The sequence below is a fragment of the Halogranum roseipondis genome (assembly GCF_059695585.1).
In genome coordinates this window covers 2,217,083-2,237,372 of the sequence record NZ_CM185235.1, presented here as the reverse complement: position 1 = coordinate 2,237,372, position 20,290 = coordinate 2,217,083, and the positions used below count along the sequence as shown (strand labels likewise).

At 67.5% G+C, this 20,290-nt stretch carries 25 protein-coding genes and 1 tRNA gene; 9 read left to right on the top strand and 17 right to left on the bottom strand.

Annotated elements, in window-relative coordinates; genetic code table 11:
* Positions 1 to 407: 407 nt before the first annotated feature.
* The 3 genes from EOHIBHHM_RS11635 to ahbB form a co-directional block, all read right to left on the bottom strand.
* Positions 408 to 492 (bottom strand) — tRNA-Leu (locus EOHIBHHM_RS11635).
* Positions 493 to 539: 47 nt separating this feature from the next.
* Entirely contained in the window at positions 540 to 878 is a 339-nt protein-coding gene (locus EOHIBHHM_RS11630; protein WP_009375971.1) for a ferredoxin, read from the bottom strand.
* Between the two features lie 58 nt (positions 879 to 936).
* Positions 937 to 2,046: a siroheme decarboxylase subunit beta gene (gene ahbB / locus EOHIBHHM_RS11625; RefSeq protein ID WP_497250724.1), complete on the bottom strand. Its 1,110-nt coding sequence runs from the start codon at positions 2,044 to 2,046 to the stop codon at positions 937 to 939.
* A gap of 211 nt (positions 2,047 to 2,257) precedes the next feature.
* On the opposite strand from ahbB, the gene EOHIBHHM_RS11620 reads away from it, so the two are divergent.
* On the top strand, positions 2,258 to 3,352 hold the full coding sequence (locus EOHIBHHM_RS11620) for an anthranilate phosphoribosyltransferase (protein ID WP_497250722.1): 1,095 nt from the start codon (positions 2,258 to 2,260) through the stop codon (positions 3,350 to 3,352).
* Positions 3,353 to 3,567: 215 nt separating this feature from the next.
* Positions 3,568 to 4,329 (top strand): nucleoside phosphorylase, encoded by a 762-nt coding sequence (locus tag EOHIBHHM_RS11615; RefSeq protein ID WP_497250720.1) that lies wholly within the window; start codon positions 3,568 to 3,570, stop codon positions 4,327 to 4,329.
* Positions 4,330 to 4,348: 19 nt separating this feature from the next.
* On the opposite strand, the gene EOHIBHHM_RS11610 is transcribed toward EOHIBHHM_RS11615, so the two are convergent.
* Both EOHIBHHM_RS11610 and EOHIBHHM_RS11605 read right to left on the bottom strand, forming a co-directional pair.
* Positions 4,349 to 5,314: a succinylglutamate desuccinylase/aspartoacylase family protein gene (locus EOHIBHHM_RS11610; protein ID WP_497250718.1), complete on the bottom strand. Its 966-nt coding sequence runs from the start codon at positions 5,312 to 5,314 to the stop codon at positions 4,349 to 4,351.
* Between the two features lie 59 nt (positions 5,315 to 5,373).
* Positions 5,374 to 6,354 (bottom strand): bile acid:sodium symporter family protein, encoded by a 981-nt coding sequence (locus EOHIBHHM_RS11605; protein WP_497250716.1) that lies wholly within the window; start codon positions 6,352 to 6,354, stop codon positions 5,374 to 5,376.
* A gap of 223 nt (positions 6,355 to 6,577) precedes the next feature.
* Between EOHIBHHM_RS11605 and EOHIBHHM_RS11600 the strand changes: the two genes are divergently transcribed.
* The 3 genes from EOHIBHHM_RS11600 (at position 6,578) to EOHIBHHM_RS11590 (ending at position 8,515) form a co-directional block, all read left to right on the top strand.
* The gene (locus EOHIBHHM_RS11600; RefSeq protein ID WP_497250714.1) at positions 6,578 to 7,111 is read left to right on the top strand and encodes a peptidylprolyl isomerase; all 534 of its coding nucleotides are present in this window, start codon (positions 6,578 to 6,580) and stop codon (positions 7,109 to 7,111) included.
* A 118-nt stretch (positions 7,112 to 7,229) separates the two neighbouring features.
* Positions 7,230 to 7,577 (top strand): DUF5802 family protein, encoded by a 348-nt coding sequence (locus tag EOHIBHHM_RS11595; RefSeq protein WP_497250712.1) that lies wholly within the window; start codon positions 7,230 to 7,232, stop codon positions 7,575 to 7,577.
* Positions 7,578 to 7,627: 50 nt separating this feature from the next.
* Positions 7,628 to 8,515, top strand: a complete 888-nt coding sequence (locus tag EOHIBHHM_RS11590) for a Vms1/Ankzf1 family peptidyl-tRNA hydrolase (protein ID WP_497250710.1) — start codon at positions 7,628 to 7,630, stop codon at positions 8,513 to 8,515.
* Positions 8,516 to 8,541: 26 nt separating this feature from the next.
* Here EOHIBHHM_RS11590 and EOHIBHHM_RS11585 read toward each other — a convergent pair whose 3' ends face one another.
* Positions 8,542 to 9,078 carry a GNAT family N-acetyltransferase gene (locus EOHIBHHM_RS11585; RefSeq protein WP_497250708.1) on the bottom strand — a complete coding sequence of 179 codons (537 nt, stop codon included), beginning with the start codon at positions 9,076 to 9,078 and terminating at the stop codon, positions 8,542 to 8,544.
* Positions 9,079 to 9,212: 134 nt separating this feature from the next.
* Between EOHIBHHM_RS11585 and EOHIBHHM_RS11580 the strand changes: the two genes are divergently transcribed.
* Positions 9,213 to 10,247 (top strand): N-acetyltransferase DgcN family protein, encoded by a 1,035-nt coding sequence (locus EOHIBHHM_RS11580; protein ID WP_497250706.1) that lies wholly within the window; start codon positions 9,213 to 9,215, stop codon positions 10,245 to 10,247.
* On the top strand, positions 10,247 to 11,287 hold the full coding sequence (locus EOHIBHHM_RS11575) for a dipeptide epimerase (protein WP_497250704.1): 1,041 nt from the start codon (positions 10,247 to 10,249) through the stop codon (positions 11,285 to 11,287). The genes EOHIBHHM_RS11580 and EOHIBHHM_RS11575 overlap by 1 nt, the downstream gene beginning before the upstream one ends.
* A gap of 29 nt (positions 11,288 to 11,316) precedes the next feature.
* Here the strand turns inward: EOHIBHHM_RS11575 and EOHIBHHM_RS11570 are convergent, their stop codons facing one another.
* Positions 11,317 to 12,168 (bottom strand): PspA/IM30 family protein, encoded by an 852-nt coding sequence (locus EOHIBHHM_RS11570; protein WP_497250702.1) that lies wholly within the window; start codon positions 12,166 to 12,168, stop codon positions 11,317 to 11,319.
* 53 nt (positions 12,169 to 12,221) lie between these two features.
* On the opposite strand from EOHIBHHM_RS11570, the gene EOHIBHHM_RS11565 reads away from it, so the two are divergent.
* Positions 12,222 to 12,839 carry an alpha/beta hydrolase gene (locus EOHIBHHM_RS11565; protein ID WP_497250700.1) on the top strand — a complete coding sequence of 206 codons (618 nt, stop codon included), beginning with the start codon at positions 12,222 to 12,224 and terminating at the stop codon, positions 12,837 to 12,839.
* Between the two features lie 85 nt (positions 12,840 to 12,924).
* On the opposite strand, the gene EOHIBHHM_RS11560 is transcribed toward EOHIBHHM_RS11565, so the two are convergent.
* The 7 genes from EOHIBHHM_RS11560 to EOHIBHHM_RS11530 all read right to left on the bottom strand — a co-directional run bounded on the left by EOHIBHHM_RS11560 (position 12,925) and on the right by EOHIBHHM_RS11530 (position 17,599).
* Positions 12,925 to 13,119, bottom strand: a complete 195-nt coding sequence (locus EOHIBHHM_RS11560) for a cold-shock protein (RefSeq protein WP_089820734.1) — start codon at positions 13,117 to 13,119, stop codon at positions 12,925 to 12,927.
* Positions 13,120 to 13,250: 131 nt separating this feature from the next.
* A complete protein-coding gene (locus EOHIBHHM_RS11555) occupies positions 13,251 to 13,580 on the bottom strand; it encodes a transcription factor S (RefSeq protein ID WP_497250698.1) in 330 nt (109 codons plus the stop codon).
* An 88-nt stretch (positions 13,581 to 13,668) separates the two neighbouring features.
* Positions 13,669 to 14,238 carry a DUF8135 domain-containing protein gene (locus EOHIBHHM_RS11550; RefSeq protein WP_497250696.1) on the bottom strand — a complete coding sequence of 190 codons (570 nt, stop codon included), beginning with the start codon at positions 14,236 to 14,238 and terminating at the stop codon, positions 13,669 to 13,671.
* Entirely contained in the window at positions 14,231 to 15,040 is an 810-nt protein-coding gene (locus tag EOHIBHHM_RS11545) for a CopG family transcriptional regulator (RefSeq protein ID WP_497250694.1), read from the bottom strand. Before EOHIBHHM_RS11545 ends, EOHIBHHM_RS11550 begins: the two co-directional genes overlap by 8 nt.
* Before the next feature lie 98 nt (positions 15,041 to 15,138).
* The gene (locus EOHIBHHM_RS11540; RefSeq protein WP_497250692.1) at positions 15,139 to 15,975 is read right to left on the bottom strand and encodes an RAD55 family ATPase; all 837 of its coding nucleotides are present in this window, start codon (positions 15,973 to 15,975) and stop codon (positions 15,139 to 15,141) included.
* A 244-nt stretch (positions 15,976 to 16,219) separates the two neighbouring features.
* Entirely contained in the window at positions 16,220 to 16,495 is a 276-nt protein-coding gene (locus tag EOHIBHHM_RS11535; RefSeq protein ID WP_497250690.1) for an acylphosphatase, read from the bottom strand.
* Positions 16,496 to 16,639: 144 nt separating this feature from the next.
* A complete protein-coding gene (locus tag EOHIBHHM_RS11530; protein ID WP_497250688.1) occupies positions 16,640 to 17,599 on the bottom strand; it encodes a beta-ribofuranosylaminobenzene 5'-phosphate synthase family protein in 960 nt (319 codons plus the stop codon).
* A 114-nt stretch (positions 17,600 to 17,713) separates the two neighbouring features.
* Between EOHIBHHM_RS11530 and EOHIBHHM_RS11525 the strand changes: the two genes are divergently transcribed.
* The gene (locus EOHIBHHM_RS11525; RefSeq protein ID WP_497250686.1) at positions 17,714 to 18,634 is read left to right on the top strand and encodes an ADP-ribosylglycohydrolase family protein; all 921 of its coding nucleotides are present in this window, start codon (positions 17,714 to 17,716) and stop codon (positions 18,632 to 18,634) included.
* A gap of 14 nt (positions 18,635 to 18,648) precedes the next feature.
* On the opposite strand, the gene EOHIBHHM_RS11520 is transcribed toward EOHIBHHM_RS11525, so the two are convergent.
* From EOHIBHHM_RS11520 to guaA, 3 genes are all read right to left on the bottom strand, one after another.
* A complete protein-coding gene (locus tag EOHIBHHM_RS11520) occupies positions 18,649 to 18,966 on the bottom strand; it encodes a cupin domain-containing protein (protein WP_497250684.1) in 318 nt (105 codons plus the stop codon).
* An 84-nt stretch (positions 18,967 to 19,050) separates the two neighbouring features.
* The gene (locus tag EOHIBHHM_RS11515) at positions 19,051 to 19,374 is read right to left on the bottom strand and encodes a DUF7126 family protein (RefSeq protein ID WP_497250682.1); all 324 of its coding nucleotides are present in this window, start codon (positions 19,372 to 19,374) and stop codon (positions 19,051 to 19,053) included.
* Entirely contained in the window at positions 19,371 to 20,288 is a 918-nt protein-coding gene (gene guaA / locus EOHIBHHM_RS11510) for a glutamine-hydrolyzing GMP synthase (protein WP_497250680.1), read from the bottom strand. The genes EOHIBHHM_RS11515 and guaA overlap by 4 nt, the downstream gene beginning before the upstream one ends.
* Positions 20,289 to 20,290 lie beyond the last annotated feature (2 nt).

Below are 20,290 nucleotides of genomic sequence, written 5' to 3'. Positions count from 1 at the left end.
GTGGTCGCTACCGGAACTGTCGCTCGGGGAGATGTAAGTTATAGACCCGATAATCGGTCGTCTCCGCGCCGACCGTTCGGATTCTCACAACGACTGTCGACGCTTCGCAACGTTTTTGCAACGACAGAATCGTTTTCGAGGTGCCTACCGTCCGGTGGGCGGAGGGAGGGATGGATGAGCTCCTGTACGGACCCTCCTTCGACGACGTCTGTGAGTGTCGGTCTCTCGACACTCACGTCTGTCTTAGTGTACTGACACCGTTCGAGCCGAGCGGCCGGTCTCCCGTTCAGTCGAACCGGACGTGCGAGGGAAGGGAGTTGAACCACGGTCGCTCCTTGCAGTCGCTCCCTAATTCAAATCTCTTCTGTCTGCACTTTCGACTCCTCGCGTTGCTCGTCGTCAGAAAGTGCGAGGGAAGGGATTTGAACCCTCGAATCCCTACGGAAGCGGGTCTTAAGCCCGCCGCTTTTGGCCTAGCTCAGCCACCCTCGCGCAGACGACAGTTCCCTCCACCGGTGGAAGTGGTTTTCGATAGCAGACTACCAGTCGACGCTCAGCGTGCCGTCGCCGTGCGGGTTCGGTGCGATCTCCTCGTCCGTCCGCCGGTCGATGACGTGGATGACGCCCCGTTCCTTCTTCGCGGGACAGACCTCCGCGGCGCGGACGTTCTCCTCCAACTCGTCTTCGCCGAAGAAGTAGCTCTTGGGCTTTGCGAGACCGCTCGCGAGGTCCATCTCCCAGTTGTCGGCCACCTCGGCGCACTTGCCAGCGCCGAAGCACTTGTTGGCCTCGAAGATGATCTTGTAGGGCTTCTCCTCGACCGGAGGCGCGTCGGCCGACCCGAAGTCGCTCGGCTTCTTTACGCCGTCGTCGCTCATTGTCGGACGTGAAGTGGTGGGTCGACTTTCCTCTGTCGGTCTGGCGCTCTCGTCACCCTCACTCGTCGCCGGCGACGAGTTCCTCGTACTGCGCACCGGTCTGCTTCAACGTCTCCGTCGAGTAGAGGCGCTCGTGTGCGAAGGGGAGATGTTCCGCGGCCAGTTCGTCGATCTTCTCGTCGACCGCCTCCGCCTCGCGGCCGTGGATCATCGTGAAGAGGCTGTACGACCAGTCCTGCTCGGGTCGACGCGGCCGGTGATAACACAGCGTCACGTACGGCAGTTGCCCGACGGCGACGCCGCGCTCGTCCAGTTCGTCGTCGGGGACGTCCCAGACGACCATACAGTTGTTGTGGAAGCCGGTGACGACGTGGTTGACGATACAGCCGATACGCTTGATACAGCCGTCGTCGAGCAGGCGACGGATCGCTGCGAGCACCTCGTCGACGTCCGCGTCGATGGCGTCGGCGACGTCGCGGTACGGCGTCTCCGACAGCGGGAACCCGGCCTGAATTTCGACGAGGAGGTTCGCCTCCAGCTCCGAGAGGTTCCCTTTCGCGTTCTCGCTGATGCGTGTTGCAGTGACGTCCGTCCGTGCCAGCCTCTCCCGCTGCTCGCGGTTCGCTTCGCTCTCCGCTCGCTCGTCCGGAGACACGCCCGCCGGTTGTGTCTCCCGGGCGAACCGGTCGCTGTTGACGACCGGAAACTCCAGGTCGATGTAGTAGTCCGTCAGCATCGGGAGGTTCAGCACCTCACAGCCCGTCCGCTCTTCGATCTCGTCGAGGATGCGGTCGCGCGTCTCCCGCGATCCGGCGGTGACGACGAACCACATGTTCCACTCGTGGTCGCGTCGGTAGTTGTGGTTGACCTGCCGGTAGCCGTTGATCACCGACGCGACCTCGTCGAACCGGTCTTCGGGTGCCCGGACCGCCGCGAGCGTCGAACTCCCGATGACGGGCGGGTTCAACACCGCGCCGAACCGGCGGAAGACGCCGCGCTCTCGGAGGCGACGGACGCGGTTCAGTGCCTCCCGTTCGTCGATGCCTAACTCCGCGGCGACGACTTCGAACGGTCGCTCGACGACCGGGAACCCGCTCTGATAGTCGTCGATGAGGGTGGCGTCGACGTCGTCAAGTTCCGCTCGCCAGTCGTCCTCCAGCGCACTCATTGCCTGCCCTATGGAACGGCCGAACCTACCCTTTTCGGGTTCTGTCGCCCCCACGTTCACCCCGACTCGACCCGCGGTGACGTCCCACCGGTCTCGACTCGCGGTGACGTCCCACCGGTTCGCGGTGACACCGCTGAGCCGCGGTGACGCCCCACCGACTTCCGTCGGCGCAAACGGGACGCTTTTGGGCCGTCCTTCCCAACTGACAGCCATGTCCGAGACGAGCGACGAGTTCGGAGAGTGGCCCCTGAAACGTCTGATGACGGAGGTCTGTGGAACCGGGCCGAAGTCGGCCGAAGATCTCTCGCACGAACAGGCGACCGAAGCGATGCGGCGCATCCTCGTAGGCGAGCCCGACCCCACGACGCTCGGCGCGTTCTGGCTGGCCAACCGGTGGAAACACAACGACGCCGAAGAGCTCGCGGCCTACACCGACGTGATGTGCGAGCGCGTCGAGTACGCCGAACCCGACTGCGACCCCGTCGACTGCGGTGCCAACTACGACGGGAAGGGCGAGACGGCCATCCTCGGTGCCGCCGCGGGCATCGTCGCCGCCGCCGCCGGTACGCCAGTCGTCGTCCACTCCGGCGACCGCGTCCCGACGCAGAAACAGGACGCCTACAAACACGTCCTCGACGAACTCGACGTCGCGACCGAGCTGACGCCCTCGGATTCCGCCGACATGGTCGACGAAACCGGCTTCGGCTTCTACTACCAGCCCGCGTTCAACCCGGCCATCGACGACCTCTGGGAGCGCCGCGACAACATGGGCGTCCGAACGTTCGTCAACACCATCGAGACGCTCGCCAACCCCGCCAACGCCGACGTCCACCTCGGATCGTTCTACCACCTCGCGTTCGCGAAGAAGGTGATCGACACGTTCACCGCCTCCGAACACCACGACATCCGCCGCGTCATCATGTTCCAGGGGATGGAGGGGTACGACGACATCCGACCGGGATACACGAAGGTCGCCGAGTGGACCCGCGAGTCCGACGCCGAAGCCGACGGAGACGGCGAGTTCACCGACTACGAGATCGAGACGCCGAACTACGGGATGGACTTCGAGACCGAGGACCTCGAGGTGAACCCCGACGACGTCGCCGGCGACTCCGCGACGATCACGCGCGAGGTGCTCGCGGGCGACCGCGACGACCAGTTCGCCGACGCCGTCGCGCTCAACGCGGCGTTCCGCATCTACGCCCGCGAAGACGTCGACGACCTCGAAACCGGCCTCGAAAAAGCGCGCGAGGTCATCGCCGACGGCAGCGCCGAGGCCGTCCTCGAAGAGCTCCAGTCGTTCTAACCTAACGCCAACGCGACTCGGAACCGCGCGTCCCCTCTCTCATTCCCAGACTGTCTTACGAGTCGCGGGCGTCGCCGGAGGGCCCATTCGACCTCTTCCGACCGATCACGAGACGCTGGACGGAGACGTCGACGGGGTCACCCGAGAGACGGACGGCGACGAGTTCGCCGTTCCCCACCCCGACATTCTTGCCGTCGTGCGGAGAACTCCGGAGAATGCCCGTCCCGAACCTTCGCGAGAAACTCGAACACCCCTCCGTCACGTCGCCCGCCGCGGTCGTCGACTACCGGGGGGACACCGACCTCGACGACGCACCCGAGACGGTCGTGCTGTCCTATCAACGTGCGGTCGCGGAGCACGCCAGAGAGACGCTCGACACGACGGCGGAACCCCACGCCGGGTCGACGTGGAACCTCCACGCGGTCGACGACACGGGTGGGCGAGTCGCCGTCGCCGAGGGGTTCGGGGTCGGCGCGCCGATGACGGCGCTCGTGATGGAGCGACTCGTCGCTCACGGTACCGAGCGGTTCGTCGTCGTCGGTCACGTCGGGAGTCTCCAACCGGACGTCCGCCTCGGTAGCACTATCGTCGCCGACAGTGCGATCCGCGACGAGGGGACCTCGTACCACTATCTCGCCGACGACGAGGCGGCGCGATCGACACCCGCCGTCCGCGACCGGTTAGTCGACGGCGTCGACGGCGTCGGGGAACCGACGCACGTCGGACCGACGTGGACGACCGACGCGCTGTACCGCGAGACGGCGGTCGAGATCGCACACTACCGCGAGGAGGGCGTCCTCGCCGTCGACATGGAGGCGGCGGCCGTCTTCGCCGTCGCCCAGTTCCGCGGCGTCGAGGCGGGCGCGCTGTTCACCGTCAGCGACCACCTCACACCCGACGGCTGGGAGACGCACTTCGCGGACACCGGCGACCACCTCCGTCGACTGCTCGACGTCGTGATCGAGACGTTCGGCTGACCGCGGCGGTCGGCGTACCTCACCGCTCGTCGGTCGACAGCGCGACGCCGACGAGCGACTGCCCGGCGGTCACCGTCGCCTCGCGTCGCACCGAGTAGAGTATCCCCGTCTCGTCGGCCTCGACCTCCTGTAACACCTCGTAGGTCGTCGGATCGTAGACGACGCCGAGACGGGTCCCCGGCTCTACCTGCCGACCGAGCTCCGCTCCCGGTGCGGGGTGGAACATTCCCGACTGGGCGGCCTTCACGCGGCCGAGGTGGTTCCGAGCGGTCCGCTGGTCGGTCGGGACCGTCGGCTCGCCGGAGAGCACGTCGAGTTGCCGGAGCACGTTGAACAGCCCCCGCACGCCCGTCTCGATGGCCGGTTCGACCAACTGCTTGTTGTGAGCGAGTTCGGGCGTGATCGAGGGGATCCCCTCGCGCGTCGCCGCGACGCGGAGCTTCCCGCCGAAGTTGCGTTCCGCCCACTCCACGTCGGCGTCGTCGCCGGCGCGTTCGGCCAGCAGAAGCTCCGTCCCGAACGACTGCGCCAGTCGTCGGCAGCTCTCGTCGCCCGCGAGATAGACCGTGTGCGTGAGCATCTCCGGACTGCCGGTGTGGAGGTCGACGATGGCGTCCGACTCGCCGGCGTACTCCCACAGGCGGGCGGCCATCCGCTCGTGGAGCGTCCCGTCGGAGTCGCCCGGCCAGACGCGGTTCATGTTCGAGTTGGCCGCGTCGAGCGACTCCGGCGTGGTGTAGGAGACGCGGTCGAACGTCAGCGGGTCGGCGACGGGAACGGCGACGACGCGACCCGCGAGTCCGTCGTGGTCGACACGCTCGTGGAACCGGCGGAGCACCTCGGTGCCGTTGATCTCGCGTCCGTGCTGTGCCGCCTGCACGTAGAGCGTCGGACCCGTCTCGCGGCCTTCGTAGCGGTGGACCGTCGTCTCGACGGGAACGCCGGAGGGGAGACGAGCGAGCGTGATTCGCTCGGCGGTGTGCATAGATGGGTCGTCGGGCGGATTCGTCTTGTACGTGTCCCCCCGAGCGGGTCGACCGTCCGTCAGTCGTCGGCGGGCGTCCCGGTCGTCGCCGACGACGCCTCCTGCCGGGAGAAGTAGCTCGCCAGCGCCGGCCCGGTGACGTTGTGCCAGACGCTGAACAGTGCCGGCGGGAGCGCGGCGGCGGGTCCGAAGAACGACGTCGCGAGCGCGACCGCGAGGCCGCTGTTCTGGAGACCGACCTCGAACGCACAGGTGCGCACGCGGTCGTCGGGCATCCCCGCGAGTCGGCCGACGCCGTAGCCCGCACCGAGACCCACGGCGTTGTGCGCGACGACGGCGACGAACACCGCCGCCGCGGCGGTCAGGATGTTGTCGACGTTCAGCCCGACGACGGCGGCGACGATGAGGACGATGGTGGCGACGCTGATCGCCGGGAAGACGTCGAGTCCGACCTCCGCGAGCGTGGGCGCGTAGCGGTCGAGGACGTACCGGAGGGCGAAGCCGACGACGACCGGAATGAAGACGATCTGGACGATGCTGGCGAACAGGCTCCCGAACGTCACCTCGAGCGTCTCGCCCGCGAGGAGGACGACCCACGCCGGCATCACCAGCGGCGCGGTGAGCGTCGTCACCGTCGTGATGGCGACCGAGAGCGCGACGTCGCCCTTCCCGAGGTAGGCCATCACGTTCGAGGCCGTCCCGCCGGGCGCGGCGCCGACGAGCACGACGCCGACGGCGAGTTCCGGCGGGAGCGAGAGGACGAGCGTCAGCCCGTAGGCCGCGAGCGGCATCACGACCCACTGCGTCGCCGCGCCGACGGCGACGTCGCGTGGGTTCGCCGCCAGTCGGCGGAAGTCGACCGGCCGGAGCGTCAGTCCCATCCCGAGCATGATGACGCCGAGTCCCGGCGAGATGTACGGTTCGAACCAGGTGAACGATCCCGGACTGACGAGCGCGAGTCCGGCGAAGAGCAACACCCAGACGACGAAGTACCGACTCGCGTACTGGCTCACCCGACCGAGCGTGTCGAGTCCACTCATCCGCTCTCACGGCGGCCGGCCCCGCCCGTGGTGACTGGTAGCATCTGCTTGCACTCTCTGCAACGTCCCGTTAGCGTTACCGGTTCGGGAGACAGTTGCGACCGACCTCGCGAGGTGACAGCCCGGGGTTACTGTCGTCGACGCGGCGGTCGGTCGACGCCGCGACGACGGACGGCGGCGACACGTCAGCAGGGTTTTCACCCCTCACTACGAGAGATGGCACATGGCAGACAAGGAGAATCCGGAGAACCCGACGGCGATCATCCACACCAACAAGGGCGACATCACGCTCGAACTGTTCGAGCAGCGCGCCCCCCGGACGGTCGAGAACTTCGTCGGGCTCGCGACGGGCGAGAAGTCCTGGACCGACCCCGAGACGAACGAGAAGGTCGAGGGCGAACCGCTCTACGAGGACGTCATCTTCCACCGGATCATCAGCGACTTCATGATCCAGGGTGGGGACCCGACCGGCACCGGCCGCGGCGGCCCCGGCTACGAGTTCGACGACGAGTTCCACGAGGAACTCAACCACGACAGCGCGGGTATCCTCTCGATGGCCAACGCCGGCCCGAACACCAACGGGTCGCAGTTCTTCATCACGCTCGACGCCACGCCGCACCTCGACGGTCGTCACTCGGTGTTCGGCCGCGTCATCGACGGGATGGACGTCGTCGAGGAGATCGGCTCGGTGCCGACCGACCGCAACGACAAGCCGATGAAGGATATCGTCATCGAGTCCATCGACATCGAGCGGTAAGCGCAACCGACGACTCCCCTTTTTCGACGCGAACGCACGACGTCGGTCGAACTGCGGTTCGATATAAACGGCCGCGACAACGCTTATGCCTCTGCGTGGCAGAGAGTCACACGCATAGATGTTCGAACAGTTCTCAAGCGGCTACTATCTCGGCGAGATGTTCGTCGAACCGCACGACGGCGAGCGTGCAGTGATGCACCGTGCGGACCACGAACAGGTGAACAAGCAGTTGTACGCGACCGGCGACGGGCTCGAACGGCTCGACACGCCGCTCGTGATGAAACTCGGCGGAACACACTTCCCCGTACTCGGCGACGAGGGCGTCCCGGCGGGGACGCTCGTCGTTCCCCGTGCCGTCGCCCCCGACGACAGCCTGCCGAACCGCCGAGAGGTGTTCCTCGCGAAGGCCGAACGCGCCTCCGAACTCCTCCGATATGCAGGCTACGCGTTCGACGACGCCACCTGAACCGAGAGAGTGACCGGAAACTAAAGGTCCCCGGCGGCGAGCGTTCGACCATGCTCGACGAGCTGTTCGGCCGCGCGGAACTGAAAGCCCGCATCGAGGAGTTGGAGGAGGAGAATCACCACCTCGAACGTCGCGTCGAAGCCGAGGAAGAGCGCCGCGCCGACGCCGTCAGCGCCCGTCAAGACGCCGAGGAGCGCGTCAACCGACTGGAGGACCGCATCGAGGAGCTCCAGCACCGCGTCGACCGCCTCGGCGACGAGGAGGAGCAGGTCGACTTCCGCGGCGTCGAAACCGTCCGAGGTGCCCGTCTCGACGAGGTGCTCTCCCGGCTCGAGAGCGTCGAGACCGACTCCGAGGGCGCGTTGACCGCGATGGTCGACGACGACGTCCCCGACGCCGTCCGCGAGACGCTCGGCGATCACTCGCCGCTCGTCTCGCGGGCCGCACCGTGTCTCGTCTGCACCGACGACGCCGGGCTCGTGAGCGTCGCACTCACACCGCCGCTCGCGCCCGACCCGTTCTGCGAGTGGGACGACGGGTTCGCGCTCGACGAGTCGTGGTTCCGGCCGACGGGGTCGTTCGGGTTCGCGCTCGTCCGCTCGGACCTGTTCGCGCTCGGCGTCTACGACGGGAGCGACCTGCAGAGCGCCGAGACGTTCGAGACTGACGTGATGAACAACCACTCGAAAGGCGGGTTCTCGCAGGCGCGCTTCGAGCGTCGCCGCGACCAACAGGTCGACGACCATCTCGACAGAGCCGAGGAAGTCATCGTCGACCACGACGTCGATACGCTCATCGTCGTCGGCGAGCGCACCGTCCTCTCGCGGTTCCGGAAGCTCGCCGACCACACGGCCACCGTCGACGCCAGCGGCGACCCCGAGGAGGCGCTGGAAGACGCCTTCCGGACGTTCTGGACGACGCGGCTGTACCGGATCTGAGAACCACAGACGGTCGACGACCTGACCTACAGTTCGTCGACGTCGACGACCATCTGCTGGCGAAGCGGTTCGAATCCGAGTTTCTCGTAGAAGGCGAGCGCACGCTCGTTGTCGACGTCGACGTCGAGGGTCACCTCCGGACAGCCGGCCTCGCGCGCGCGCCGAGTGGCCCGAGTCACGAGGTCACGGGCGAGGCCGCTACCCCGGTACGACTCGCGGACGTAGATGTCGCCGATGGTGAGTCGGTCCGGCCGGGCGAAGACCGACGGGGCCTCGTCGACGCGGGTCGCGACGAACCCGACGAGCTCGCCGTCGCCGGCGGCGAGGTCGACCGCGTCGTCGCTCGCCTCCACACCGTCGACGGCGACCCAGAGTCGGTAGCTCTCCGCTTCGAGCAGGTCGAGCCGGAACTCGACCTCCGCGTCGACGATGGCCTCCTCGTCGTCGTCGACGAGCGCGTGGTCGGCGACGGTCGCTTCGAGGTCGCGGTGGTAGGGGAGCCACAGCTCTTCGGAGAAGCGTCGAGCGGCAGCCTCGTCGGCGGAGAGACGAAGTAGCTTCATGCGTGTCAGCGATTTTGAAGAACCGCTACTTAAACGCTCGTGGTCAGGGGATACCCACGACACCGCACCGTCGAGAGGCGCCACACGTTGCCACATCGGTCCGGTTTTTATCCCCGCTTTGCGTCCCTTCGAGCATGAGCGAATCCAACCGTCGAATCGTGATTCTCGCCCACGAGAAGTTCCCCGAGCGCGCGAAGACCGCGACGGGCATCATCCGCTACAGCGACGACGAGGTCGTGGCGGTCCTCGACCGCGACCGCGCCGGCGACCGCGTCTCCGACCATCTCTCGGACGTGCAGGACGCGCCCATCGTCGAGTCGTTCGAGGACGTCGAGGGCGAGGTCGACGAACTCGTCGTCGGCATCGCGCCCATCGGCGGCGGGTTCGACGACTCGTGGCGGCCGGACGTCCGCGCGGCCTTGGAGCGTGGCATCGACGTCGTCGCCGGGCTCCACTACTTCCTCAACGACGACGAGGAGTTCGTCGAGTTGGCAGAGAAACACGGCGCGGAACTCGTCGACGTCCGCAAACCGAGCGACGACCTCACGGTGAGTCAGGGCGTCGCCGACGAGGTCGACGCCGACGTGGTGCTCACGGTCGGGACGGACTGCTCGGTCGGCAAGATGACCGTCTCGCTGGAACTGCTGCAAGCGGCCAGGGAGCGCGGCATCGACGCGGAGTTCATCCCGACGGGCCAGACCGGCATCATGATCGCCGGGTGGGGCAACCCCATCGACCGCGTCGTCAGCGACTTCACGGCCGGTGCCGTCGAGGAGATGATCCTGGAGAAGGGCGACGACCACGACGTGCTGTTCGTCGAGGGGCAGGGGAGCATCGTCCACCCGGCGTACTCGGCCGTCACCTGCGGTATCCTCCACGGCGCGATGCCGGACAAACTCGTCCTCTGTCACGTCGCCGGCCGCGAGGCCATCCACGGCTACGAGGACACTCCCATCCCGCCGCTGTCGGACTACGTCGACCTCTACGAGCGACTCGCCGCGCCGGTCCACGAGACGGGCGTCTTCGCGGGTGCGATCAACACTTCCGACGTCGACGGCGACGACGAGGCGCAGGCCGAAGTCGACGACTACAGCGACGCCATCGGCGTGCCGGCGACCGACCCCATCCGGTTCGGTGCCGACGAGATCCTCGACGGGTTGGGGTACTGATGACGCTGACGACCGAGTTCGAGCGCGTCGAACTGCCGCTGGCCGACGCGTTCACCATCTCCCGCGGGACGCAGGAGGTCGCCGAGAACGTCGTCGTCCGCATCTCCGACGAGGCCGGGATGACCGGCGTCGGCGCGGCCGCCCCCTCCGAACACTACGGCGAGACGGCCGCCACCGTCGAGGCCGTCCTCCCCGACCTGCTCGACGTCGTCGAGGCAGTCGACGACCCGCACGCGCTGGATCGCATCGAGCGTCGCCTGCGCGAGACGGTCGAACGCAACCCGGCCGCCCGCGCGGCCGTCAGCATCGCACTGCACGACCTCGCGGCGAAGCGACTCGGCGTGCCGCTCTACCGGATGTGGGGGCTCGACCCCGAACAGTCGCCGGAGACCTCCTTCACCATCGGGCTCGACACGACCGAGCGCGTCCGCGAGAAGACTGCCGAGGCCGTCGAGGCGGGGTACCCCATCCTCAAGATCAAACTCGGCACCGACCGCGACGAGGAGTTGCTGGAGGCCGTCCGCGAGGCCGCACCCGACGCGACGCTCCGGGTCGACGCCAACGAGGCGTGGACGCCGCGCGAGGCCGTCCGGAAGTGCGAGCTGCTCGTCGACTACGACGTGGAGTTCGTCGAACAGCCCGTCCCCGCCGAGAACCCGGAGGGGCTGAAGTTCGTCTACGAGCGTTCGCCGCTCCCCATCGCCGCCGACGAGTCCTGTGTCACGCTGGAAGACGTCCCTGCCATCGCCGACCGCGTCGACATCGCGAACCTGAAACTGATGAAGTGCGGGAGTCTCCGCGAGGCGAGGCAGATGGCCCACACGGCCAAGGCACACGGACTGGAGGTGATGCTCGGCTGTATGATCGAGACGAACGCCGCCATCGCGGGCGCGTGTCACCTCGCGCCGCTGCTCGACTACGCCGACCTCGACGGGGCGCTGTTGCTCGACGACGACGAGTACGACGGCGTCGACCTCACCGACGGCGAGATCCGCCTCGCCGACCTCGACCGGAGCGGGACCGGCGCACGCGAACGATAGAAGGAGTTCGATACGGGGCGACCGAGTCGTTACTCCGCGCTCTTCTCCTCTTCTTCCTCGCGGAGCTCTTCGAGTTCGGCCTCGACCTCCTCGTCGTCGACGTCGGTCTCGACGTCTTCGAGGTCCGCGTCCGCGCTGGCCTCGTCGGACTCGGCCGCTTCGGGTTCGGATTCGGGGGCGCTTCCCTTCCCCATCTCGGCTTTCAGCGTCTCCAGTTCGGAGTCGACCTCGCTGGCGCTGCGTCCGGCCTCGAGTTCGCGGTCGATGGAGTCCTTGTCGGACATCGCGTCGTCGAACGCGCCGGTGTCCTGCAGTTCGTCCATCGCGGCCGACCGCGCCTCCATCTCGTCGGTGCGCTCCTCGGCGCGCTCGATGGCGCGGGAGACGTCGCCCATCTCGTCGCCGACGCCGCTCATCGCCTCGGAGACGCGCGAGGAGGCCTCGGCGGCCTCGTAGCGGGCCTTCATCGTCTCCTTCTTCGTGCGGAACTCCTCGATGCGACCCTGCAGCTCGTTCTTTTTCTCGACGAGATCGTCCTGCGTCGACTGGAGTTGAGTGATCTGCGACTCCAACTCCTCGATCTGGGTCATCTTCGAGTTCTTCTTCTCCAGCGCCTGCCGGGCGAGATCTTCGCGGTCCTGTTGGACTGCCTCTCGGGCCTGTTCGTTGTGCTTCTCGACGTTCTCCTCCAGCCGACGCTTCTGGATCTCCAGTCGCTTCTTCTGGGTGGTGAGATCCGCGATCCCTTGCTTCACCTGCTGGAGTTCGTCGCGCATCTTCTCGTACGAGTAGTCCAGCGTCTCAGTCGGATCCTCCGACCGATTGAGGATGGCGTTTATCTTCGAGCGGATGACGTAGGACGTACGCGAGAGGATTCCCATATCCCTCAGTTGTGCACGCCGACCTTAAAACCTCACGCGGGAAAGAGGTCGGTATGAGTGACCCGATCTACCTCCCCGGCACTCGCAAGGTGAAGGCGACGCTCGATACGGCGGGCACGAGCGACGGCTCCGAGGCGAACGCCGTCGTCGTCGCCTGCCCCCCACACCCCCAGCACCGCGGCCACCGCGGCGACGAACGACTCATCGCCGTCAGCGACGCGCTCGGCGAGCACGGTGTCGACTGTCTCCGCTTCGACTACGGGCCGTGGGACGAGGGCCGCGGCGAACGAACGGACGCGACGAGCGCGGTCCGGTGGGCCCGCGAACGCTACGACCGCGTCGGCCTCTTCGGGTTCAGTTTCGGCGGGGCGATCGCGCTGCTCACTGCCGTCGACGTCGGCGACGACGTCTCGGCGGTGAGCGCACTCGCGCCCGCCGGCCAGCTCGCCGTCGACGACCACGACGCGGTGTGGGCGCTCGACTGCCTCGACTGTCCGGTCCAGGTGGTCTACGGCACCCGCGACGACACCGCAGAGTGGCGGGCAGTCGTCGACCGGGCGCGCGAACGCGACCACGAGACGGTCGAACTGAGCGCCGACCACTTCTTCGTCGGGCAGGCGCCGAAGGTGGCGCGTCACGTCTCGGAGTTTCTGGCGCGTCACCTCGCCTGACTCTCGTCGGGAGGCGAGCGCCGCCGCTTATGAATAGTAGCGTTCAGATGCCGATACCGTTAGAAAAACACTGAAACGCCGAGTTTTAAAGTCGGGTCAGGTTCGTCGCGCGCGGGCCCTTGTCGGCCTGCTCGATGTCGAACTCGACTTCCTGTCCCTCTTCGAGGTCCGGGCCGCCGACGTCTTCCATGTGGAAGAACACGTCGTCGTCTGCGTCGTCCGTCGAGATGAAACCGTAGCCGCCAGTGTCGTTGAAGAAATCAACTTCGCCTTTTGCCATTGCTCTTGAACACAACTGCTCGCCCCGGATAACCCTTGCGAAGCGTGTACCTCAGGGAGAGTGGTTATCACACGGCGGTCGATCGGAGCGCGTTCGTCGCCGCAGACGTCGATCTGTCCGAATTAGTGACGTCAGTTGTACTCGCGCCACCGGTAGCCGCACTCTTGGCACTTGAAGAAGCGCGTCGGCGGTTCGTCGGCCGAGGCGGTCTGTTTGATCGTGTACCACGCCTCGCCGTGATCGCACTGGTCGCAGACCACGTCGGTCGCGGTGGGTTTCCCCTCGAAGTCCGCGCCCTCCTCGGTCTCGACGAGTTCGTCGCCGGACTGTTCTTCCGTGGAGACGAACTGCGCGGCGAGGTCGTCGTCGCGGTCGCTCGTCCCGCCGCAGTCGTCGTTCGTACACACCATCTCGCCGCCCTGTGAGACCATCATGGTGCCACAGTCGTCGCAGAACTGCATTTTCCCGCCAGTTGGCGTTCCACCCACAAAGGTCACTCGGCGTCGCGACGAGTCGGACGACGTGCCGGCCAGCGTGGTGCGTCGACGCTCAGTCGTCGACCTTCGGGCAGTTCCGCACCCGAAACTGGTCGAACGTGACGACTTCGACGATGTCGGTCCCCTCGCGGCCACAGACGGCCTCGGGCGGCGCACCGAAGTGTGGGCATCGCTCGCAGAACTCGCGTTTCGGGACGACGTCCTCCCGTCCGTCGTTCGTAGCTTCCGTCGACTCCGGCGTCGTCACGCCGTCGGCCGCGCTCCCGGTAGGAGCGACACCGTCGCTGTCGGCGGCGTCACCGTCGCCGTCGCGTTCCACGTCGTCGACGCCGTTGCGGCCGACGTCGCCCACGTCGTCGCGTTCGACACCGCGGACGGGTCCGGTCTCTCCCGACAGCTCCTCCCAGAGTCGGTCCCGGTCGACGTCGTCGACGTCGATCTGCTCGAACGGGTCTTCGGACGCGGTCGCGTCGGACCGTTCGCGCCGCTCGGCGCGTCGTTCGCGGACGTCGCGGGCGAGGTCTGCTAACGGCGCAGGCCGCTCGTCGCGGCCGTCGGACGACCGCTCTCGGGGTGATGCGTCGACTGTCTCCCCGTCGGCCGTCCCGTCGCCGTCAGTCATCGTCTCCCGCCTGCGGGCGACCCGCCGTCGACGACGGGTCGGTCGTCTCTCCGGCGAGCGCCGGTCGGTCGCCCACCGAGAGCGTCGCCGATCCGAAGAACCCGTGCGCCGGTTCGAGATCGGCGAATCCGCAGTCGCAGTGCGGACAGCGCGGTTCGGAGAGCAACCCGAGGTGGACCGTCGACCGGCAGTCGCCGCAGTTCGCCTGGGTGACGCCGTGCCGGTTGGCCTCGCGTTGGAGGTCCGCCGCGGCCGTCCGCCTGGCGAGCGTCGACTCGAGCGTCGCCGTCCGCTCCCGCAGGTCGACGAGCGTTCGCGCGAGACGGACGACGTCGTCGTCGAGGTCGTCGGTCGTCTCGCGGAGGGACGTCAGGATCTCCTCGTAGTTCTCGAAGCCGCGGTCGACCCGGTCGTCGAGGCGGTCGAGTTCCGCGAGCGCCTCGGTCGCCGTCGACCCCGCGGCGTCGACGCGCTCGTCGAGCGTGGGGTGGTCGTGGTCCGCCGGTGCCTTCGCGTCGGCCTCGCGTTTCACCTGGACGACTCGCGAGCGCACGTCGTCGATCTTCGCGTCGAGGTCGTCTTCGACGGCTCCGACGCGCGATTCGAGCCGGTCGACCGCCTCGGTCAGCCGTTCCTGACTCCGGTCGACCGTCGCGAGCGTCTCGCCCTCCTCCTCGACGAGCCGGTAGGCTAACACGGCGCGGGCTACCAACTCCTCTCGGTCGGTTCCCTGTTCGGTGGCTCGCCTGTCGAGCCACGCGTCGAGGGCGTCCGGCAGCGTCTGGGCCTGCTCTCCCGACATCTGTGCGCATCTACGGCTCCGCAGCCTTAAGTATTGTTCGCGAAAAGAGAAAGTACTGCTACTCGATACGTCTGCGGGACGGCGCCGCCGGTCGCCGCTCAGCGGATCTTCCGGACGTCGCTCACGTCGAGGCCGGCCTCGCCGATCTCCGTCTCGAAGCGGACGATGTTCTCGGACTCGAGTCGCGCGAGCACGCCACGGAACGACCGGACGACCATCGTCCGCGCCCGCTGTGACCCGCCGGACTCCCACTCGAACTGGAGCGTCCCGCCAGCGGCGTCCATCAGGTGGCCGAGTTCCGTCGGTTCGAGCGTCTCGCGGTTCGCCAAGACGAGGATGAGACCGTCCCACTGGTGAGAGGCCTTCATCAACCCTCGCATGAGCATCGCGACGTCGCTCCACGTCGTCTCCTCACCGGCGGCTCCGACGAGATCGGAGATAGAGTCGAGACAGACCAGATTCCCCGAGGCGTTCGCCGAGAGGTAATCCCCGAGCGCCGAGACCACGCCGTCGCGGTCGTGGTTCGACCCGAGGTCCTGCAGCGACGTCGTCTCCTCGGTGTACCAGTCGCGCGGGATCGGACTCGGTCGGAAGTACTCCGGCGAGAAGTCCCGAAACCGGATGTGGTCGACCGCGGCGTCGACGAGGTCGTCGGCCATCGTGTGCGTCAACTCACGTTCGACGTACTCGCGGCCGGCCGTGAAGGAGAGATAGTGCACCTCCGGCGGCGGCCGGGCGTCGGCCGCGACGTCGCCGTAGTGGAGGCCGAACAGGTCGGGGTCGGCGTGCGCGAGCGCGTTCATCACCGCGCTCGTGTACACGAACTCGCGTGCCCCCGCGCCCGCCTCGCCGACGAGCAACACCACGTTTCCGGACGGGACGCCACCGCCGACGACGGAGTCCAACTGCGGGACGCCGAAGGGGATGAGAGTCATGGAACTGTCTGTTCGGGCAGACCGTAAAGTGGTTGCGCCGCTGGTGGTGCTGACGGTCGTGGAACCGGAGTCGAGAACGGTCTCCGCTTCACACGGACGGTGCGTCCGCGTTCCGGATCGGTCGTCGTCCCGTGACTATCGGACGAATCGCCCGCCGGACTCGCGAGAACCGGCGAAAGGCGTCCCCGAACCGTGTCCGGCTACGAGAAACGGGAGAAAAGAGAGACAGTTCGTGTACCGACGTTCAGTGTTTTTCGAACCCGTCGAGATCACCCTGGGGGTCACCTTCTTCGACTTCGACCTTGCTCACATCTGCCTTTACGGGTCCGCTCTCACACCAGCGGACCATCGTGTTTACGTCTTCTTCGCGCCCCTCGAACAGCGCCTCGACCCGCCCGTCCTCCAGATTTCTGATCCACCCTTCGACGTCGTGTGCGCGAGCGGTCTCGTGGGCGTTGTCGCGGAAGTGGACGTGCTGGACATCGCCTTCGACGAAGACGTGCGCGCGTGCTTCGGTCACGGAACTCTTTGCTGCTCGAGACAGAAGAGTACTGCGTGTCCGCTCAGAGACGGTCGTACTGGAAACGCGCGCTCTATTCAGCACAGCGTTTCTAACAACTCTCGGAAGGATCAAAGCTGAGTGTCTGAACGACTCTGTCGAGGTCTATTCTACCTGCGCACCGACGTTCCGACCGCGGGCGACGAAGGCGTCCCCGCCGCCGACGGCGTCGAGCGCCTCCTCGCCGACGGCGAGTGCGGCATCGACGTGTGTCGCGTCGGTTACACCGTAGACCGCCGGTCCCCACGAGGACTGCCCCGCCCCGAACACCGAGGGCGACGCCGAGAGCCGTTCGACGAGGTCGCCGACGGGTGGGCGGTAGACGCCACCCTGCTCGTCGGCGTACCACGCGCCGTTCAGGCGGCCGATTTCGGCGATGGCCGCGCCGAACCGCTCGGCCGACCCGGTCGCGACGGCTGGGAGGAGTCGCCGCGTGAGGATGCCCGCGATGCGGTCCGCGATGGCGGGGTCGGCGCGTTCGACGGCAGAGCGCATGCTGTCGTCCTCGTCTTCGCCGCTCCGCCCGGGGTCCGCGTCGGGGACGCAGACGACGAACCGCCAGTCGTCGGGGACGTCGTGTCGGGCGGCGACCGGCGGGACGGTCCACTCGCCGTCCATCGGTCTGTCGGTGGTGAATCTGGTAGTGGGGTGGCCCGCGTCGAGGACGAACCCCCCGGACTCGAAGGTGGCGACGCCGACGCCGGAGCGACCGCCGCGACCCAGTTGGGGAGCGAGTTCACGGACGTCGACGGAGTCGTCGTACGCGCGGGCGACCGCCTCGAGCGTCGCCAAGGCGAGCTGCGTCCCGCTCCCGAGCCCGGCGTGCCGGGGCAGTCGCTCGTGGACAGTCACGTCGGCTCCGGCGACGTCGAGCAGGTCGGTGACGCGGGCGGCGTACTCGCGGACGGCCGGGTCGTCACAGACGACCGTCTCGGCCGAGTGGGCCTCGACGATCACCTCCGGCGTGTCGAGACCGACGCCGAGCGCACCGTACAGTCGCTCGTGTGAGAGACTGAGGTTGCCGAACCCGAAGTGCAGACGGCCCCCGGCGGCGACTCGAACCATATCTCCGCTACTAGCCAGCCGAGTAAGGGGGTTTCGGCGGTGGCAACGACCTCCTGTGTCGAAGCCGCCGGAGTGAGGGGGAGTCTTTTCCCCCTCGGCCGTCTCCGCATCGACATGCCCCCCCTCGACGACGCCCGCGGTGCGCTGCTGGGACTCGCCTGCGGCGACGCGCTCGGCCGCCCGGTGGAGTTCCAGTCCGCCGACCGGATTCGAGACACTCACGGCCGCGTCACCGAGATGCTGGCGAACGGGACGCACGGCCAAGCCGCCGGAACCATCACGGACGACACCGAGATGGCGCTCTGCATCGCCCGCAGTCTCGCCGAGCGCGAGGCGTTCGCCCCGACCGACGTCGCCGCCCGGTTCGTCGAATGGTACGAGTCCGGTCCGTTCGACATCGGACTGATGACCGCCGACGCCATCCGCAACCTGCAGGACGGGTTCTCGTGGGACGAGGCCGGCAAGCGCGTCTGGCAGGCCCGACCGGAGGGGTCGAACGCCGGCAACGGCAGCGTGATGCGCTGTGTCTCCCACGCGCTGGCGTTCGTCGACGACGCGGAGAGCCTCGACCGGGCGAGTCGGCAGTCTTCGGCCATCACCCACGCCGACCCGCGCTGTACGGCGGGCTGCGCCGTCCTGAACCGGACCGTCGCGGGGTTGATTCGCGGCGACGACGACCCGCTCGTGGCGGCGCTCGACGCGACCGACCTCCCCGACGAACTGGAGACCGCGCTCCGGCCCGTCGCCCGCGGCCAGCGACCGAGGCCGCTCCGATCGACGGGCTACGTGGTCCACACCCTCCAGACGGCGCTGTGGCTCGGGCTCACCGCCGAGTCGGCCGAGGCGGCGGTCGTCGACGCCGTCGCGCTCGGCGAGGACACCGACACCGTCGCCGCGGTGACGGGAGCCGTCGCCGGCGCACGCTTCGGTGCCGAGTCGCTGCCGGAGCGGTGGCTGACCACGATTCCCGAGCGCGAGGAGTTGACGTCGCTGGCGACGACGCTGTTCGAGACGGAGTTTCCGAGGGTCGGATAAGGGAGGCGTGGTGTTCAGGACGGGAGCGGACAGAGACTCGCGGTGAAGACGACGACCTCGTCGGTCTCGTTGCGCGCGCCGTGGACGACGCCGCGCTCGTGGAGGACGACGCCGGGCGCGTCGACCTCCTCTTCCGTGTCGTCTTGGATCACGGTCACCGTCCCCTGCAGGACGTGGAAGACGTTCGTGCTGTCGCCGTGTTCGTGCGGCGAGAGCTCCGCGCCGGGGCCGAGCGCGAACGTCTTCACGAGCACGTCGTCGGTCACTGCCAGTTCTGCGGTCTCGACCTCGCCCGGGTCGGGCGAGAGGTCCGTGAGTCGGTCGAGTGTCACGGGAGGGTCGTCGCTCGCCGGGCGGTTAAGCGTACGGTCGGAGAGGAGAGTGGATACGTCGACGGGAGAGACGTAGTGAGTCGACTACCCGACCAGTTCCTCGGCGACGACCTCCGGCCCGAGCAGGTCGGGGTCGACGGCGAGGTCGGCCTGTCCCTTCGCGAACTCCGGGAGCGTGTCGTGCGCGTAGACGACGACCCGGACGTCCGGGTTCAGTTCCTTCGCGAGCGGGATCGCCGTCGCGTCGTCCAGGTCGGTGAGGACGAACAGATCGGCGTCGGCGAGTCCGGCGGCCTCCATGCTCTCTGCGGTCGCCGGCGTGTCGATCCGCGTCGTCTCGACGCCTTCGACTTCGAGGGCGCTGCCGAGTCCGTCGACGTCGGCGCCTGCGATGACTGCCTTCGTCATTCGTACTCGATGGTCGCCGGTGGCTTGTGCGTCACGTCGTAGACGACGCGTGCGACGTTGTCGTTCTGTCCCGTGATTCGCGACTGGATGCGCTGGAGCGTCTCCCACGGCAGCTCCTGTGCGCGGGCGGTCATCCCGTCACGCGACTCGACGGAGCGCACGGAGACGATCCAGCCGTGGACGCGGTTGTCGCCTTTTACACCAGTGCCCTTGCCGATGACGGCGGCGAACGCCTGCCAGGGGTCGTGCTCTTCGGTCTCCTCCTCGACGACGTGACAGGCGTCGCGGGCCACCTCGACCTTCTCCGGCGTCACTTCGCCGATGACGCGCACGGCGAGACCGGGGCCCGGAAACGGCATCCGCTCGGCGACGACCTCCTCGAGGTCCAGCGCGCGAGCGACCTGCCGAACTTCGTCCTTGTAGAGGTCGCGGACGGGTTCGACGATGCCCTCGAAGTCGACGACCTCGGGGAGACCGCCGACGTTGTGGTGGGACTTGATGTTGCCTTCCGACTCGATGCGGTCGGGGTAGATGGTCCCCTGCACGAGGTAGTCGGCGTCGGTGTCGCGCGCCTCGCGCTCGAACTCGCGGATGAACTGCTCGCCGATCACCTTGCGCTTCTCCTCGGGGTCGACGACGCCTTCGAGTGCCTCGAAGAAGCGCTCTTGGGCCTCGACGATACGGAGGCTCTCCATGAAGGAGAACGTCTCTCTGATTCCGTCGGTCTCGCCCTTGCGCATCAGCCCCGTGTCCACGTAGACTGGTGTGAGCTGATCGCCGATGGCTTCGTAGGCTAGCGCGGCGGCGACCGAAGAGTCCACCCCGCCCGAGAGGGCGATGATGGCGTGTCTGTCGCCGACCTGTTCTCGGATCTCTGCTGTCGCCTCGTCGATGAAACTGTCTACGTCTACCATTG

Excerpts from the sequence above, each read along its gene's own strand:
- EOHIBHHM_RS11630 (WP_009375971.1), bottom strand. The coding sequence starts at position 878 with ATGAGCGACGACGGCGTAAAGAAGCCGAGCGACTTCGGGTCGGCCGAC.
- ahbB (WP_497250724.1), bottom strand. The coding sequence starts at position 2,046 with ATGAGTGCGCTGGAGGACGACTGGCGAGCGGAACTTGACGACGTCGAC.
- EOHIBHHM_RS11620 (WP_497250722.1), top strand. The coding sequence starts at position 2,258 with ATGTCCGAGACGAGCGACGAGTTCGGAGAGTGGCCCCTGAAACGTCTG.
- EOHIBHHM_RS11615 (WP_497250720.1), top strand. The coding sequence starts at position 3,568 with ATGCCCGTCCCGAACCTTCGCGAGAAACTCGAACACCCCTCCGTCACG.
- EOHIBHHM_RS11610 (WP_497250718.1), bottom strand. The coding sequence starts at position 5,314 with ATGCACACCGCCGAGCGAATCACGCTCGCTCGTCTCCCCTCCGGCGTT.
- EOHIBHHM_RS11605 (WP_497250716.1), bottom strand. The coding sequence starts at position 6,354 with ATGAGTGGACTCGACACGCTCGGTCGGGTGAGCCAGTACGCGAGTCGG.
- EOHIBHHM_RS11600 (WP_497250714.1), top strand. The coding sequence starts at position 6,578 with ATGGCAGACAAGGAGAATCCGGAGAACCCGACGGCGATCATCCACACC.
- EOHIBHHM_RS11595 (WP_497250712.1), top strand. The coding sequence starts at position 7,230 with ATGTTCGAACAGTTCTCAAGCGGCTACTATCTCGGCGAGATGTTCGTC.
- EOHIBHHM_RS11590 (WP_497250710.1), top strand. The coding sequence starts at position 7,628 with ATGCTCGACGAGCTGTTCGGCCGCGCGGAACTGAAAGCCCGCATCGAG.
- EOHIBHHM_RS11585 (WP_497250708.1), bottom strand. The coding sequence starts at position 9,078 with ATGAAGCTACTTCGTCTCTCCGCCGACGAGGCTGCCGCTCGACGCTTC.
- EOHIBHHM_RS11580 (WP_497250706.1), top strand. The coding sequence starts at position 9,213 with ATGAGCGAATCCAACCGTCGAATCGTGATTCTCGCCCACGAGAAGTTC.
- EOHIBHHM_RS11575 (WP_497250704.1), top strand. The coding sequence starts at position 10,247 with ATGACGCTGACGACCGAGTTCGAGCGCGTCGAACTGCCGCTGGCCGAC.
- EOHIBHHM_RS11570 (WP_497250702.1), bottom strand. The coding sequence starts at position 12,168 with ATGGGAATCCTCTCGCGTACGTCCTACGTCATCCGCTCGAAGATAAAC.
- EOHIBHHM_RS11565 (WP_497250700.1), top strand. The coding sequence starts at position 12,222 with ATGAGTGACCCGATCTACCTCCCCGGCACTCGCAAGGTGAAGGCGACG.
- EOHIBHHM_RS11560 (WP_089820734.1), bottom strand. The coding sequence starts at position 13,119 with ATGGCAAAAGGCGAAGTTGATTTCTTCAACGACACTGGCGGCTACGGT.
- EOHIBHHM_RS11555 (WP_497250698.1), bottom strand. The coding sequence starts at position 13,580 with ATGCAGTTCTGCGACGACTGTGGCACCATGATGGTCTCACAGGGCGGC.
- EOHIBHHM_RS11550 (WP_497250696.1), bottom strand. The coding sequence starts at position 14,238 with ATGACTGACGGCGACGGGACGGCCGACGGGGAGACAGTCGACGCATCA.
- EOHIBHHM_RS11545 (WP_497250694.1), bottom strand. The coding sequence starts at position 15,040 with ATGTCGGGAGAGCAGGCCCAGACGCTGCCGGACGCCCTCGACGCGTGG.
- EOHIBHHM_RS11540 (WP_497250692.1), bottom strand. The coding sequence starts at position 15,975 with ATGACTCTCATCCCCTTCGGCGTCCCGCAGTTGGACTCCGTCGTCGGC.
- EOHIBHHM_RS11530 (WP_497250688.1), bottom strand. The coding sequence starts at position 17,599 with ATGGTTCGAGTCGCCGCCGGGGGCCGTCTGCACTTCGGGTTCGGCAAC.
- EOHIBHHM_RS11525 (WP_497250686.1), top strand. The coding sequence starts at position 17,714 with ATGCCCCCCCTCGACGACGCCCGCGGTGCGCTGCTGGGACTCGCCTGC.
- EOHIBHHM_RS11515 (WP_497250682.1), bottom strand. The coding sequence starts at position 19,374 with ATGACGAAGGCAGTCATCGCAGGCGCCGACGTCGACGGACTCGGCAGC.
- guaA (WP_497250680.1), bottom strand. The coding sequence starts at position 20,288 with ATGGTAGACGTAGACAGTTTCATCGACGAGGCGACAGCAGAGATCCGA.